Annotated in this window: 18 protein-coding genes and 1 pseudogene; 1 reads left to right on the plus strand and 18 read right to left on the minus strand. The window is 42.7% G+C overall.

Features of this window, described 5'->3' with window-relative positions; genetic code table 11:
* Positions 1-8: 8 nt before the first annotated feature.
* The 7 genes from AC4E96_RS00875 to AC4E96_RS00905 form a co-directional block, all read right to left on the minus strand.
* Positions 9-371: a response regulator gene (locus tag AC4E96_RS00875; RefSeq protein WP_488033503.1), complete on the minus strand. Its 363-nt coding sequence runs from the start codon at positions 369-371 to the stop codon at positions 9-11.
* 31 nt (positions 372-402) lie between these two features.
* Positions 403-672 (minus strand): STAS domain-containing protein, encoded by a 270-nt coding sequence (locus AC4E96_RS00880; RefSeq protein WP_488033502.1) that lies wholly within the window; start codon positions 670-672, stop codon positions 403-405.
* A gap of 95 nt (positions 673-767) precedes the next feature.
* Positions 768-1,394, minus strand: coding sequence for an SCO family protein (locus AC4E96_RS00885; RefSeq protein ID WP_490254626.1), 627 nt, complete (start codon positions 1,392-1,394; stop codon positions 768-770).
* Positions 1,395-1,420: 26 nt separating this feature from the next.
* Positions 1,421-2,329: a heme o synthase gene (gene cyoE / locus AC4E96_RS00890; protein WP_488033500.1), complete on the minus strand. Its 909-nt coding sequence runs from the start codon at positions 2,327-2,329 to the stop codon at positions 1,421-1,423.
* A gap of 2 nt (positions 2,330-2,331) precedes the next feature.
* On the minus strand, positions 2,332-3,402 hold the full coding sequence (locus AC4E96_RS00895) for a COX15/CtaA family protein (protein WP_490254627.1): 1,071 nt from the start codon (positions 3,400-3,402) through the stop codon (positions 2,332-2,334).
* Between the two features lie 69 nt (positions 3,403-3,471).
* Positions 3,472-3,975, minus strand: a complete 504-nt coding sequence (locus AC4E96_RS00900) for a transmembrane cytochrome oxidase associated protein (protein WP_490254628.1) — start codon at positions 3,973-3,975, stop codon at positions 3,472-3,474.
* A 1-nt stretch (position 3,976) separates the two neighbouring features.
* Entirely contained in the window at positions 3,977-4,717 is a 741-nt protein-coding gene (locus AC4E96_RS00905; RefSeq protein WP_490254629.1) for an SURF1 family protein, read from the minus strand.
* A gap of 41 nt (positions 4,718-4,758) precedes the next feature.
* Here AC4E96_RS00905 and AC4E96_RS00910 point away from each other — a divergent pair, with 41 nt between their 5' ends.
* Complete coding sequence (locus tag AC4E96_RS00910; RefSeq protein WP_488033496.1) at positions 4,759-4,983, plus strand: DUF2909 domain-containing protein; 225 nt, start codon at positions 4,759-4,761, stop codon at positions 4,981-4,983.
* Positions 4,984-4,987: 4 nt separating this feature from the next.
* Here AC4E96_RS00910 and AC4E96_RS00915 read toward each other — a convergent pair whose 3' ends face one another.
* The 11 genes and pseudogenes from AC4E96_RS00915 to AC4E96_RS00965 all read right to left on the minus strand — a co-directional run.
* Complete coding sequence (locus tag AC4E96_RS00915; RefSeq protein WP_488033495.1) at positions 4,988-5,869, minus strand: cytochrome c oxidase subunit 3; 882 nt, start codon at positions 5,867-5,869, stop codon at positions 4,988-4,990.
* Positions 5,870-5,893: 24 nt separating this feature from the next.
* Positions 5,894-6,472 (minus strand): cytochrome c oxidase assembly protein, encoded by a 579-nt coding sequence (locus AC4E96_RS00920; protein ID WP_488033494.1) that lies wholly within the window; start codon positions 6,470-6,472, stop codon positions 5,894-5,896.
* A 42-nt stretch (positions 6,473-6,514) separates the two neighbouring features.
* A complete protein-coding gene (gene ctaD, locus AC4E96_RS00925) occupies positions 6,515-8,110 on the minus strand; it encodes a cytochrome c oxidase subunit I (RefSeq protein ID WP_488033493.1) in 1,596 nt (531 codons plus the stop codon).
* An 8-nt stretch (positions 8,111-8,118) separates the two neighbouring features.
* Entirely contained in the window at positions 8,119-9,183 is a 1,065-nt protein-coding gene (gene coxB, locus AC4E96_RS00930) for a cytochrome c oxidase subunit II (protein WP_488033531.1), read from the minus strand.
* Between the two features lie 353 nt (positions 9,184-9,536).
* Positions 9,537-10,769, minus strand: coding sequence for a threonine/serine exporter family protein (locus AC4E96_RS00935; RefSeq protein WP_488033492.1), 1,233 nt, complete (start codon positions 10,767-10,769; stop codon positions 9,537-9,539).
* Positions 10,770-10,831: 62 nt separating this feature from the next.
* A complete protein-coding gene (locus AC4E96_RS00940) occupies positions 10,832-12,424 on the minus strand; it encodes a DNA recombination protein RmuC (protein WP_490254630.1) in 1,593 nt (530 codons plus the stop codon).
* 208 nt (positions 12,425-12,632) lie between these two features.
* Positions 12,633-13,676, minus strand: coding sequence for a hypothetical protein (locus tag AC4E96_RS00945; protein WP_490254631.1), 1,044 nt, complete (start codon positions 13,674-13,676; stop codon positions 12,633-12,635).
* A gap of 56 nt (positions 13,677-13,732) precedes the next feature.
* The gene (locus AC4E96_RS00950) at positions 13,733-14,431 is read right to left on the minus strand and encodes a hypothetical protein (RefSeq protein ID WP_490254632.1); all 699 of its coding nucleotides are present in this window, start codon (positions 14,429-14,431) and stop codon (positions 13,733-13,735) included.
* Complete coding sequence (locus tag AC4E96_RS00955; RefSeq protein WP_490254633.1) at positions 14,421-14,981, minus strand: RNA polymerase sigma factor; 561 nt, start codon at positions 14,979-14,981, stop codon at positions 14,421-14,423. The genes AC4E96_RS00950 and AC4E96_RS00955 overlap by 11 nt, the downstream gene beginning before the upstream one ends.
* Before the next feature lie 224 nt (positions 14,982-15,205).
* Positions 15,206-15,613 carry a type 2 periplasmic-binding domain-containing protein gene (locus tag AC4E96_RS00960; RefSeq protein ID WP_490254634.1) on the minus strand — a complete coding sequence of 136 codons (408 nt, stop codon included), beginning with the start codon at positions 15,611-15,613 and terminating at the stop codon, positions 15,206-15,208.
* A gap of 9 nt (positions 15,614-15,622) precedes the next feature.
* A pseudogene (locus AC4E96_RS00965) lies at positions 15,623-15,949 on the minus strand (hypothetical protein); the annotation flags it as partial.

Raw genomic sequence — 15,949 nt, forward strand, 5'->3', positions numbered from 1 at the left:
TAATCCGTCTAGCGGGCGACCTTTTTGATTACAGCCAAAAGTTGCTCAGGGTTAAACGGCTTAACAATCCAACCTGTCGCTCCGGCTGCTTTACCCTCGCCCTTTTTTCCTGCGCCAGACTCGGTCGTCAACATAAGGATAGGCGTGAATTTGAATTGCGGGAGCGTTCTTAAGTTTTGAACCAACTCAATCCCGTCCATATTGGGCATATTGACATCAGAGATAATCACGTCAAACTCGCTGCTTTTCGCGATATCTAATGCTTCTTGTCCGTCTTTTGCTTCGGTAACGTCGTAGCCAGCATTTTTAAGGGTGAAGCCCACCATTTGTCTCATTGATGCTGAGTCGTCAACGGCAAGTATTCTTTTCATGAATGGATTCCTTAGGTTCTTAAAATGAAAATTAACTTGGAAGATTTAAGAGGTCTTGTACACCTAACTGCTTGGCAGCATCCGCCAGCGGTTTACTAACACCAGACCACTCAATACTGTTTTGAGTTAAAGAAAGAGACTTTTGCAATGCACAAAGTACTTGAACAGAGGCTGTATCGGCGTCAGTAACGTCACTGACATCCAAAACGATAGGTTCTGAAGATTCTAAACAAGACACAAGTTGCTCGGCGAGCGACTCTGCATCACTGATATGAAGTTTTGTTTGGAGTTTCATTGCCATATTTAGGCTCTAACCAATTCCGAATTCTCTCTCGAAATAATAGAATAGACCTAAATATCTAAAAATCCATAGAATACATTTTTTCTTACAAAATGTTACGTACTGATAATTTTGAAATCTTTTAGCAAAGTTTTAGGATCAATTGTTGGCACTTCACCTAGATTTACCTCAGGCTTAAACATGCCATGAATGTGACCTTTAGGATTGATAATGACAATTGAGCCACTGTGATCGACATAGTAATTATCAGTTACTTCATTGCTCGGGATAGAATACATCAGGCCTAGATCACGAACCAACGGATAGAGGTCTTTGTGTTCGGCCCGTAAGCCAATAATTTCTGGGTGAAAATAATTAGCATACTGACCGACTTTCTCTGGTGTATCGCGTTTGGGATCGACAGATAAAAATAGCACTTGAGTATCACTATCTATCTGTTTTAGCTCAGGCAAAATTTTGCTCAACTTCATCATTGTCATAGGACAAATATCCGGACAGGATAAATAGCCCAAAAATAACAAACTCCATTTCCCTTTTAAGTCTTCATTTGAAAAACTTTTTCCGGTATGTGCTTCTAATGAAAATGATTTTAATGCTCTTGGAGACTGATAAACCAATGTTGTCGGATCCGTTTTGGGCTGGCTAGACTGGAATAAGCTCACACCAATTACAAAAGAGAGAATTGCTACAACAGCGATAATTATCGATTGGTTTTTTTTCATTTTATATACACACCAGAATAGATCGGTTAAAGCCTAATTAAATAAAAGTGATCGACCAGCAAAGCAACAAATAAAATTAACAGGTGCCAAATTGAAAACTTAAACGTCTCCATTGCCAACTGTTTATCGTCTGACGTTTTGAGTTGCCATGCGTACTTTAAAAAGATGACATTCAGTAGCGTACTTGAAACCAAATAAATTAGCCCTGTCATTGCGACCAAATACGGTAAAAAGCACACTAACGTCAATAAGACCGTGTATAGCACAATCGCATTTTTGGTAAATGACAAACCATGTGTGACCGGTAACATCGGAATATTCACTCGGGCATAATCATCACGTCGATGAATAGCCAACGCCCAAAAGTGAGGTGGGGTCCACGTAAATATAATCATCACAAGAAGTAATGAATAAGGGTGAACCTGACCGGTCATTGCGACCCAGCCGAGCAATGGTGGCATTGCACCTGCCAAGCCACCTATCACAATATTTTGTGGTGTAAGACGCTTTAACACTAATGTATAGACAACTGCATAGCCAAATAAACTAGCGAGTGTTAACCAGGCTGTTAAAGGGTTTACCAGTGCATACAGTAAGACAAACCCTAACCCTGCCAGTAAAAATGAAAACGCAACGGCTTGCTCGTTCGTTACTCTTCCTTTGGCGATGGGCCGATTGTAGGTGCGAGCCATTTTGGCATCAATTTTCTGATCGACAATATGATTTAATGCGGCAGCCGCTGCTGATAAAAGTCCAATTCCGACAGAAGCAAAGACCAATAGATCTAATGGTGGCCAACCTTCTTGAGCCAACACCATACCTACGATAGCGGTGACAACTAACATAAAGACGACTTTTGGCTTAGTAATTTCGTAAAGGTCTTTAGCTAAACCAAATATCGAAACGGTTTGTTTTGAAATAGACGTGGTTTGCATAGTTAGGCTCCTTGCTCAACTTCAGCCATTTGGCTATAGCGCGTTTGGTTAAAATGGACCGGTGATGTCAGGTGGTTGTGTTTGTGGAGGTAAAACCAGCTCAAGATCACTGAGCCAAGAAGAAGTAAACCGACAAAGTTATGGGCAACCGCCACATATAAAGGTAAATGGAAAACAACGTTCGATACCCCTAAGGTAATCTGCATTAAGGTTAATACCGTGATCGAAAGTGCAAAAGGTCTGAGTTTGGCGTGTTTCACCATCATCATTACCAGTAATGCTAAAGTGAGTGTTGCGACGATTGCTCCGAATCGATGTAACACATGGATAGACATTCTCGCTTCAAACGGAAATACACCATATTCATAATCGGCATATCCTGTTGGTACTGACAGTGCTTGTTTTATATCAAATTTTTGTTGCCAGCCCGGTTCACAAATAGGCAAATCTGTACAAGCTACCGCAGCATAGTTCGCCGCTGTCCAGCCACCAAGAGCGATTTGTAAAATCACCACGGCGGCCGCCGCTTTAATAACGACAGGAAGTCGTTTATCGTTCGCTAATTGCTCTGAGTGCTCGGCTAACTTATCTTGTTTTATTCGAATTTGATGCCTGAGCCTAAGTGCCAATATTAAAATTAAGCAAAAGGTCGTAAATCCCCCTAACAGATGCCCCATGACCACTAGCGGCATGAGATTCATTGTCACCGTCCACATCCCCAGAACCGCTTGGAATGTAACCGTAGCCAACATTAACGTCGTCAATTTAACTTGTTGTTTTGCTCTTAAACTAAGCGACCAAAGCAGTAAAATCAGTAATCCTAACGTGCCAGCAAAATAGCGATGGACCATTTCGTTCCTGGCTTTAAAAGCCTCCACAGGACGCTCTGGATAGGCTTGTTCGGCAATCGCCACTTCTTCTGCCCCCGTCGGCACGGTCAAGAAGCCATAACAGCCTGGCCAATCAGGACAACCAAGGCCAGCATCTGTTAATCGCGTGTAGGCACCAAGAATAATCACGACACAGACGAGTGCCAATGCCACTTGTGTCAGTTTGTATCGAATCTCTAACATAACACCCTCTTTTTATTATTTTTGTAAGTTGGGTAGGAGTAAAATTGCCGCTCGGGACCTGTTGGTTATTTAACCTATACGAGCATACTTAAGCAGCTTTTTCAAATCACTTAAGATGTATTTACTGGTCATAATAGTTTGCTCTCTTTGTGGGCTTGCTTGATAACGCAAAACCACTTTACCCATGGGGTCAACGACGTATAAAAAATTTGGGTCTAGTTCAGCAAACTGCTTTTGATACGGACGTGTCGCTGGATAATCGGAAATGTCCAACGCATCTGTAAGTACGTACGCCTCAACACGTTTTTGTAACTTACCTAGCGCGATATAGGTTTGATTTAAGCCGTACAGTTGCTCTTTGCAAATTTGATCACAATCACTACCAGTAGGTTGGTAAACAATGCTCCAAGTCGGGTTTTCTTTTTCAATCGAAATAGACACTTCTTCCGCCATGAATTCACCTTTGTTGGTAGCTGCTGGCGTAAACCAATTAAACTGTAACGTCATGTAAGCCAACGCCAATGGCACAACGGCCATCACCACAAAAATCCCAAAAAATGTTTTTGCTTTCATACTAATCTTCCTTCGTTGGAGTGACAGGTTTAGGCTCTTTTCGATAACTCGCCGCCAAGAACACAACAAGTGCAAACCCTGCTAATAAAAACCATTGTAATGCGTACGCTTCGTGTTTTTCGGGTGGCATTACCACTGGCTTATAAAGCTGTGGGTGACCCAAAATCGTATTGGACTGAGCAAAGACGACTATCGGTAAAATTGGCGACGAATAGTCGTAGTAAACTGCTGTCTTTAATGATTGAATACGTTGTGGCCAACTATCAGAAATTTCAGACTCGCCAAGTTGAAAGGAGTCGAACTTGTCTGCTTTTATTTTGCCGATAACATCAAAGTTATTTGGTAGTTGTATCTTTGGTAATTCCGATCGTTGCTCCGGTGCTGGCCACCAGCCCAAATCAACTAAAAAACGCAACTCGGTACCGACCAATTGGACTGTCACGACAACCGAATAACCGACCTTTCCTTGATTCACTTTATTGTCAATAAGCCACATAACATCGTCGGTTCTTTGAACTCTAACTTGCACTTCACGACCGTGTAGAACTTCAGGAGAGTCGTTGGCAATTGATGCAAATTGATCAAAATTTAGCAGTGTTTGAGAACGGTGTTCTTGTAAAAGGTTGCGTTTTTGCTCAGCCCGGTCAAGTTGCCACATACCTAACTTGCACAAAATGACAAAAGCAGTCAAAGTGACAACTGAAGGCCAAAAAGCAATCGAAAAGCGGTTAAGAATTATCACGTTTTTTACACCATACCCCAACAGCCCAAATAGGTAACACCATGGAAATCTTTATAAAAATTATCATTGTAGGCTTATTGATCAGCGTTATTTACAACCTATCCAAGGCGGGTATCGCGATGATAAAAGGTGACAATAAAAACCGTTCAATGAGCCATTTTATTGGCCGACGCTTAATGTTTACCGTCAGCCTTTTGTTATTGATTTTGGTCTTGATTGGACTCGGTATTATCGAGCCCAACCCAAACCCATACCTTCGCTCTTAGCTGCCTACAAAATGTAAACAAAAACAAATAGACACAACCACACCACATCAACAAAGTGCCAGTACCAGCTTGTTGCTTGGAAACCAAAGTGGTTTTCCGGCGTAAAGTGGTTTTTGAGTACAATTCTTAGGAACATGATGATCAACATAATCGTACCCAAGGTCACGTGTAGTCCGTGGAAACCCGTCAATAAGAAGAAGGTATTACCGTAAACACCACTTGTTAACATCAAGCCCAATTCACGATAAGCGTGAATGTACTCTTCTACTTGAAGCACTAAGAACACAGAACCTAACAAGATAGTCAGTCCTAACATGATGGACAATTGCTTGCGTTTGTTTTGCTCTAAGCCAACATGCGCAAAGTGACAGGTCACGGAAGACACAACTAAGATAATTGTGTTGATAAGTGGTAAGCCCCAAGGACCCATCGCTTGAGTTGTTGTGCCGTCAGGCGTTTTGACAAGCGGCCAGATAGCTTCAAACGTTGGCCACAAGACTTCGTGTGTCATCGCATTGTTACTCGAACCACCTAACCAAGGTACTGAGAACATTCGGATGTATAACAAAGCGCCAAAGAAGGCAGCAAAGAACATTACCTCAGAAAAGATAAACCACGCCATACCTTGTTTAAACGAACGGTCCATTTGTGAGCTGTACAAACCCTGCATTGACTCGTCGATGACGTTGCGAAACCAACCCACCAACATAAAAATAATGGTACAGATGCCAGCAAATAATAAATAACCGCTATAGCCATCTTGTCCTTTACTTACGTCATTGACGTAACCTCCTGCGCCAAAGGCGATCATGAACAAGCCAATCGCACCAACGATTGGCCATGGACTTTGTGCAGGTACATAATACTTTTGATATTCTGTTGTCATTGTAATGCCCTCTCTATGAGCAATTTATTCTGCGTTAGCAAACAAGTCGGCAAACTCATCTTTTTGAATCTTGTTGGAGATATCAAACAAGGTGTAAGACAGGGTGACAGTTGTATACTCAACTGGAAGTTCTGGGTCGATATAAAACTGCAACCCCAGTGCTTCCTCGTGGCCTTGTTCTAACGGTTGACGATTAAAACAAAAACACTCAATTTTATTGAAATACTGCGCTGCCAAACCCGGACTCACAGAAGGTACAGCCTGTACCACCATGTCATTTACCGATTGATTTGAAACTAAAAAGTTAACTTCATGCATTTCACCCGGATGCACCTTCATCCGTTTGACCTCTGGCTCAAACTGCCAAGGCAAATTACCTTGCGTGTGGGCAATAAATTCGACCGTCACCCATCGCTCTTTGTCGATTTGTTCGGATAAAGTCGCTGCCTCACTACTCGTTTTGCCATTTAGGCCGGTGATATCACAAAAGACGTCATACAAAGGGACGAGCGCAAACCCAAACCCAAACATAAACACAACCGTTAGGACTAGTTTTTTTATTAGTCGTGTATTGTTGGCTTCGTTTGGAGTCTGCGTACTCATCCTCTCTCCCCTCATGCTTGTATTCGGTCAAATATAGTTATGCTATTTGATTGTTGGTGGTGTTTCGAAGGTGTGATATGGCGCTGGTGATGGCACCTCCCACTCTAGACCTTCTGCACCTTCCCAAACTTGATCCGTTGCCTTTTCGCCACCTTTGATGCACTTGTAGACCACAGCAACAAACAATAGCTGCGACAAGCCAAAGGCAAAGCCACCGATACTTATAATCGCGTTAAAATCGGCAAATTGTGTTGCATAATCAGGGATGCGTCGCGGCATGCCTGCCAACCCAACAAAGTGCATTGGGAAGAACAACACGTTGACCGAAATCAGAGACAACCAGAAGTGAAGCTTTGCAAGACCTTCATCAAACATATGACCCGTCCACTTTGGTAACCAATAGTAAGCACCAGCCATAATTGAGAAGATGGCACCTGTTACTAGTACGTAGTGGAAATGCGCGACAACAAAGTAGGTATCGTGGTACTGGAAATCAGCTGGTGTAATAGCCAACATGAGTCCTGATAAACCACCGATTGTAAACAACACGATAAAGGCGATTGAGAACATCATCGGCACTTCAAAGGTCATTGCCCCGCGCCACATGGTTGCCACCCAGTTGAAAACCTTCACCCCGGTGGGCACGGATATCAACATAGTGAAGTACATGAAGAACAGCTCACCGGCTAACGGCATACCCGTCGTAAACATGTGGTGCGCCCAAACCATGAAGGATAAGATCGCAATAGACGCTGTCGCGTACACCATTGATGCATAACCAAATAGCTTTTTGCGACTGAACGTTGGGACGATTTGAGAGATGATGCCAAACGCTGGCAAAATCATGATGTACACTTCTGGGTGACCAAAGAACCAGAAAATATGCTGGAACAGAACTGGGTCGCCACCACCTGCAGCATCAAAGAATGACGTTGCAAAGTACTTGTCGGTTAAGACCATAGTAACGGCACCGGCGAGTACTGGCATAACCGCAATCAGTAAGAAAGCCGTAATCAACCAGGTCCAGACAAACAATGGCATTTTCATGAAAGTCATGCCAGGAGCACGCATATTGAAAATCGTTACAATGACGTTGATTGCACCCATGATGGATGAGATACCCATTATGTGAACCGAGAATACAAAGAATGCGGTACTGTCATTACTGTACGTCGTAGAAAGTGGTGCATAGAAAGTCCAACCAAAGTTAGGACCACCACCTTCCATAAATAACGACAGCAATAAGATCAAAAACGCGAATGGTAAAATCCAGAAGCTCCAGTTGTTCATTCTAGGCAATGCCATATCGGGCGCACCTATCATCATTGGAACCATCCAGTTGGCCAAACCAACAAAGGCTGGCATCACGGCACCAAAGACCATGATTAGACCGTGTACTGTGGTCATCTGATTAAAGAAATCAGGCTCTACCACCTGTAAACCTGGTTGAAATAACTCAACTCGGATAACCATTGCCATTGCCCCACCAATGAAAAACATCAGTAGAGAAAACAGCAAGTAAAGTGAACCTATGTCTTTGTGGTTGGTGGTTAATATCCAACGCATGATGCCTTTAGGGGCACCATGATGTTCGTGGTCGTCGTGATGATCGACAGCAGTATTATCTACAGAACTCATGTTGCCTCCTATTGCTCTTTAAGATATGCGTAAACTTGTGATGCTTGAACCACATCACCGGTATCGTTGCCCCAAGCATTTCGCTCGTAGGTAATGATGGCAGCTAGGTCTTTCAAGCCAAGCTGTTTGCCATAAGCCTGCATACCTGTACCAGGCACACCATTAACGACAACATCAATATGAGCATCCATATCTTCTAAGGCAATTTTGCTGCCTTTCAGAGCCGGGAATACACCAGGAATACCTTCACCATTTACTTGGTGACATGCCGCACAGTTGGTCACGTAAGCCTTCTCGCCTACTGCCATTAGTTCGTCATAGGACATGTTCATTGCCAGAAGCTTTTGTTCTTCTTCTTTGGCTAAACGGGCCAGCTCTTCTTGCTCTTCTACCCAAACCTGAAAGTCTGCAGGTTCTTTAGCAATAACAACAATTGGCATGAAGCCGTGGTCTTTACCACAGAGCTCCGCACATTGGCCTCGATAAATACCTGGCTCGTTAACACGTGTCCACGCTTCATTGATAAAGCCTGGGTTGGCGTCTTTTTTAACGGCAAACTCAGGTACCCACCAAGAATGGATTACGTCGTCAGAGGTGATCAAAAATCGAACTTTTTGACCAGTTGGAATGACTAATGGACGGTCAACTTCAAGTAAGTAGTTGTTTGATTTCTCACGCTTATTAACAATTTGCTCAGGGGCCGTAGCCAACAAACTGTAATATTCTAAGTCGTGGTCAAAGTACTTGTAGTGCCACTTCCATTGGGAACCCGTTACCTGAACGGTAAGATCGGCTTGGCTTGTATCTTCCATTTCGATCAAGGTTTGAGTTGCAGGTATCGCCATCCCAATTAAGATGAGAAACGGAATTGCAGTCCAAATAATTTCCACCTTGGTGCTTTCGTGGAAGTTGGCTGGGGTTACCCCTTTGGACTTACGATGATGGAGCATGGACCAAAACATTACTCCAAACACTAATACGGCAATGATGCAACATATGTAGAAGATGATCATATGCAAGTTGTAGACACTTGCACTTATATCCGTCACACCTTGAGTCAGGTTGAGACGCATCTCATCTGCTTTGGCGGTATTAGCAAATACGGCAGCCAGCGCTAGCCAGCTAGATTGCTTAGCAGTCACACAGAATCCTCCATTGTTAAAAACAAAAAGGGAATTCTGTACTACCCACCTCAGAGCCTAGACCGACGAAAACCCACACGCTCGATCTACTGGCTATGTCCCCTGAATGTTTTTATATTTATTATTGTTATATCCCGAACCACTTTGTGGTGCCGTGTTGATATGATTATTTTTTATTCAACAAAAAATAACGTATAACGATTGCACGAAGAGTGCAAATTTTAATCGATGAAATGCGACCAAGTGAACAAATATTAACCAGTCGCATTTTAGAGAAATGTAATTTAAAGACTTTTCTTTGGAGGAAGTGCCGAGTTTGCAAAGATGAGTCCAGCCACAATCGACATCAAAATAACCAATGATTGCTGTCCTGCCAGCTCTGCTGACGCAAAGCCTTCACCCACAATATAAGAGTTAAGGCTGATAAAGGTTTTGCTGCCTGGAACCAAGACAATTAAACCCTGCATAGTAACAATTACCGCGGGTGCATTGGCAATTCGAGTAAATAAGTTGCCGTAAACTCCCACCATAAATGCACCTAAAAATGCACCTATGCCCAAATCAAAATAAACCGCGCCATAGTGACTAGAGCCATAGGAAACAAAACCAATAAGGAGTGACCAAATAATATGTCTTCGACGGGTTCTAAAGGCAATGATCAAAGCCCAGCCCAAAATAAATATGGCTAGCCATGCACTCCATTTCGGTAACATTGGCTGAATCATATATTCGACCTGGCCAAAGACACTGTGACCAATTTCGATACCCACAAAGGCACCAAAAAATAGCTTAAATAAAATCATCACCGCATCCATCACCTTGGCGGTACCAGACACTAAGTGACGCGCAGAGAGTTCTTGCAAACCGATGGTTAAGGCAAGGCCCGGAACCAAAACGATAATGGAAGATAAAACCGCTAGATGTATGTTTATGCCAGGGTCTATGTATGCTGCTATTGCACAAGCTCCAATCGCAGAGACCATAGAGACCAAAGGCTCAAGCATGTTTGCCACACCCTTTGAGCGCTCGGACCACAAAATAAAAACATAGACGATTAAGCCAAGTAACGCTGACCACAACGCCGTATTGGCACTGGTATTCATCAGCATGGCAAATGCGCCACCGGTCAAGCCATAGGATAAGGCCGTTGCCCAACGCCCATAAGGGTTTGGCATAAACTCGATTTCATCTAGGCGCAATTGTGCTTCTTCAACACTGAGTTCACCGCCTAAGACCAAATCAACAACATCATCAGTCCTAGACAAGGAGCCCATATCCAAGTCACCGGGCTCTACTCGTGCCGCGTGGGTATATTCATCTTCGTGCCCTTCGGTCCAAAGCACAAAGGTCATTGAGGTCGGTGAAATAATAAAAGAAGAACGCAAACCCAAGGCATCGGCCAGCGTCATCAAGTGCGCTTCAAGACGGTACGCGGGCGTTCCATACTTGTGTAGCATTTTGCCTAAACGAACGATGAATTTTCGTTTTTGCTTAAATGCTTCTTGCTGATCTTGCATACACCTGACCTTCTTTAAACTGCTAAGTAAGTATGAATGAACAAACTACCGCGTTTCTAAAATTATTCTGAATTGTCTTGTACTTGTTGCGCTACGTCTTGTTGTTTGTCTGCGTCCTGCGTTTCAGTTTCTTGAGCAGAACTGACCGCTTCAGCAATAAGTTCGAGCTTTTCGTGTTCGACATCCACGTGATTCGGCTCAAGCGCTGGCATCGACTTAGTGACTTTATGAGACAACTGAGTAAATCGCTCTACTTTGCCCGCCAAACCTTGTTTACCTGCCAGTCCCTTAACGGTGTCATTATATTGATTACTAACCGTATTTAAGGTTTTACCCAACTTTTGTAGGCGCTCTGCGACAATACAAACTTGGTTATAAATATCACCCGCTTTTTGACTGATCTCTTTGGCTTCTTTATTGCCTTGCTCAATGCGCCATAAATTCGCCACGGTTTTTAATATTGGCATAAGCGTCGTATGTGATACCAAAATAACGTTCTTCTCATAACCATAATTGAACAAGTCTTTACGGTGTTTTAACGCTTCAATGTACGCCGGCTCTATAGGCATAAACATTAGAACAAAACTCGGACTTCGCAACCCGACTAAGTTAGAATAGTCTTTCTTAAACAAGTCGTTAATGTGGTTTTTAACTGCTTCACAATGACTGTCTAACGCCGCTGCACGTTCAGCCTCTGACTCTGCCGATATCGCTTGGTCATACGCAACTAATGACACTTTGCTATCAATCACAATGTGTTTGTTATCAGGTAGTTTTATCACAAAATCAGGTAAACGACGGTTGCCCTCTTCGTCTTTTAGGTTTTCCTGAGTATCGTAGTGTGAACCTTTAATCAGACCCGCTAACTGCAACGTACGCTCTAGTTGTACTTCACCCCAGTTACCCGTGGTTTTTTTGTCGCCCTTTAGCGCCGTTGCTAGGTTGTTAGCTTCCGACGTCATCTGCATGCCGACTTCCAGCACTTTTTTCAGCTCTGAGCTTACTGTCGCCTGGCCTTTAATAGACTCAGAATGCACTTCATTAACGCGTTTTTGGAAGCCTTCCACTTGCTCTTTAAACGGCTTCAAAATCGCATCAAGCTCTGACTTATTTGATTGACTAAAAGACTGACTTTTTTCTTCCAGTATTTTATTGGCAAGATTGGCAAACTCAGTTTTGAGTTGCTCTCTTTGTTTTTCAACTTGTGCTTGTTGCTCTTCAAAGAATTGCTGTTTTTCGGCTAGGCTTGTTTTGATTTCAGTTAGCTCTGCCGTCACCGCCATTAAGGCTTGTTGCTTTTCATCAAGTAGCGCTTGGGCTTTTTCAGTCAATACACGTTGCTCTGCTATTGCTTGGTTGCGCTCTTCGATACGGGTTTTTAACCCTTCTATTTCAGCGTTCGCACCCGATAGCTGTTGGTTTGCGACTTGCGCTTGTGTTTGGAAATTGAGCTTAGCATCGTCACTACGTTGTAAATTATTGGTCAACTCGGAAAGTTTGAGATCGGCTTGCTCAATGCGTAACTGCTGTTCATTGAGTTGGCTTTGTAGGGCTTGTATAGACTTTAAAGCGCGTAGTCGCGCGACAAACAACGCTATGATGACAATGGCTAACACTAAGATGATTATTTCTAACTGACCGAACTGAAATTGCAAAAGAAAACCCTTTTTTACGAGAACTTATAATTGGGTTTATTGTGCCTTTCATAGGTCAAAAAGGGAATGTGTGATATCAGATAGTTAGGATTTTATTTTTATATCAGCGAGCTACTGAAGAGAGCGTACGAATAGTGATTTCCTGATACAGAAATAAAAAAGCCCACCTCGTTGTTGAAGTAGGCTGTCAAAATGAAAGACTGTCAGATTAAAACGTGTATATCGTCGCTTTAGATAACAATTGTTTTGCGTTCATTTTACCCGCTGAGCACTTTTCGATGTCTTTATACTTAAAAACAAAATATTGGTTAGCGAAACCGTTGACGTGATACGTCACATGCTCGTCATCTTTTAAAGATCGCAGGCCTCCAGCAAAGTTACAGGTCACATCAGCAATAACATTGGCATACGACTTAACGAGTTCTCGTTGCTTGTCTTGCGCTTCTTTGCGCGCCTTGTCCGACACTTTTTTCACTTCAACCTTGTATTGAACCATATCCTTATTGATGTCTTTGAGCTTCTTACTCAAGTCCTTCATTACTGTTTCAAGTGATGATAGTTTGGCTTTGCTCTTATCGTCACCTAACTCAGACGCTAATTCGGCATCCCTGATCTCACGCTCTACGCGGCGTACTTCTCGCTCGACACGAGCCGCCTTTCTGGCAAGCTCATGGTGCTTTTTACGCAGTTCGCGTTGTTTTTCACGTGCCTCTCGTTGTTCTTTTGATGTGACTCCGCTCACCGCTTCAGCAATCATTGTCGCGCGGTGAATTTCACGCTCAATATCATGTAACTCATGACGACTCATAGTAAGAAATTCTTCGTTTTCTTCTGTTGCGTATTCCATTTCTACAATGGCTTCGGTAATGCTTTGGGCGAGCTCAAGTCCTTCTTCAATATCAGATTCACTCACGGCATTAGGCAGCGGTGGAGGCGGAGGTACGGGCGCTGACGGATCACTTGAAAAGTGCTCGCCATTTCTAGAAATAAACACTCTCGGCGCGATGTGACCGCTACTACTTAATTCAAAAAACAAGCCTTGATTGGCCAAATAGCTGCCTTCTACTCGGCTCGAATGTCTGCCAAGCTGCTCGTTTAGGGACGTCTTAAGAATAGAAGACATGATTTTTATGTCTTTTTTAGCCTGGCCGATTTGGTCACTAATGTCTTTATCATTTGCTTTTGCGTCTACCGCAACGAATGCCAGAAGACTCATAACAGTGACAGCCAATGTTGAAAACTTAATATTCATTTTATTTACCTTTTCTGATCAATTGACGTTGGTTTTAAAGAACCAAGTCGCTTGGGTTACTCTTCACTTAGGCCGCGCACAGGCGCACCGTCGTACTCATTAGTGTGACCCATCGAGGCCATTCGAAATCTATATTGCAAACGGTTGATTTCAGACTCTATGTATTGCAAGTCTTCCGCTTGTTGTGTCTGAAACGCTTTAGCGAGCCGTTGCAAGTCCTCTTGTCGCTCTAAACGGCTACTTTCCATTAGGTAGCTCGCAATTTTGGCAGACTGCTCAGCTTGGCGTTGCTCGAGCATCGCAAAAGTATCGCTAATATGTTCGTTGCTTTGTAATAACCAATTATCAAGCTGGTTTTGTAAACGTTCGTTTTGTGCTTGTTGCCACGCTTGTTGTTGCTGTTGACCTGTCATGACGGTTAAACCTGAATCGGTCCAATGCACTTTTAAGTCAAAAGCCAAAACAGAGCACGCAAAAATAGAAAACGTCATAGCCAGAGCAGAAAAACCATTTTGATTCCACCAGCTTTGTTTTGACGTATGGCGGCTGAATGTTTGATCTATATTCCATTCAGGCACTTTCAAAGATTCGGTCAGTGCGGCGTTATCTGTTTGTAATCGCTCTGTGACCATCATACGTTCATGCCATTGCGAGTCGTTACGTAACTTTGCCAACTCACTGTGTGTCAGCACGTCACCCACCAACCACTTATTAAAAAGCGACTCGAGCTCATTTTGTTTTTCGTCATGCTGCATTTTCTGTACTCTCTATTGCTCGCTTTAATTTATCTAACGCGCTATAAAATTTAGATTTAACCGTATTCGTCGATACGCCCATTTGCTCAGCTATTTGTTCAAACGTCAGTTGTTGATAAACCTTTTGCTCTACCACTAGTTTTTGTTCAAAGGGTAATTGGCTCAGGTATGACAGTAACTCGCCTTTTGTTTTGTTCTTTTCAAAGTGCTGGCTTGGATGACCACCCTCGTCAATACTTACTAGGTTGTCGACTATTTGCTCATCATCTAGATCCAATTTTCTTCGACGGTAATAATCCACACAGCGAAAATGAGCCAACGACATTAACCAGGTTTTAAATGCACTTTGTCCTTTAAACTGATGCAAGTTTTTACACACTGAGACAAAAGTTTCTTGCATTAAGTCCATTGCATCAGACGAGTTACTCGTCATTCTTAACGCATAGGAATACACCAAAGCTTCATAACGCTTTACGAGCTTATGCCAGGCTTGTTGGTCGCCATTTAATGCCTTTGTGATCAGCGTGTCGTCAGATTGCTTAAAAAACAAAATAAGTCCTGTCTATTTCCTTTATCGAGCGCTTGCTCTTTATTCTGTCTCTATAGTCGTGGGAGGTTTAAAAAAAGTTTGAGTATTTTTGTTTTTTTGTTCGCTTTTTTTGCTTACTAAATTAAAAAACTGGTTATCTAATTAATATTATTAGCAAATTTAGCGGCATTAGGGCATAAAAAAACGAACCTTTTGGTTCGTTTTGAAAAGTTGTGATTGCCTTACTAAAATTCGGCGACGACTCGTACGCTATCATCGACGTACTTATCATCCATTATGCCAACGGCGACCGGATTATTACTTACGTACTCTTTTATTTCTTGTGATGATACAAACTCCTTTGGAGGGACAGCACGACCCGTAAAAGACATTTTGGCCCAGTAACCCGAATATTGAGATTCAGACTTATTTAGTACCATTCGATTAAACGACTGCCGAATCGTATTTCCCTCAACTAATGTAATAGGCACTGCGCGCTGACCATTGTCGAATGCACCTTTGCGCCCTAGAAATATCTTTTTGGCGTCCGATATAGAAAATGTCGTTGGATTATCTTTGTGCACCACAACCACATTTCCGGCAAGAGACGGCAAAGAAAAACTAAACAGCAGAATAAACATTAAATTTTTCATCTTCTTACCTTAAAACTTGAAGTCCAAACCAACAAATACGCCCTTTGAATCTGTCATACCATCTTGGTTTTCATCAATGAAAACGGCCGCATCACCTTCGTCAGAGAATATCGTGTATTCGACTTTAAGTGCAAGTCGTGGGTTAATATCATACCTCGTACCAAAGGCGAGTGTATTATAATCAACGTCCAACGTACCGGTTTCCTCATCTTCAAATCCAGCCGAAATACCGCCTGGAGCAATGTCTTTTGAATAAGGCTCTTTAAACTCGGTGTAATAAACGTACGGTGTATATTTTCCAACCCTGTAAGCCAAAGACACTAACCAGGATTTGTA

The organism is Psychrosphaera sp., from assembly GCF_982872775.1.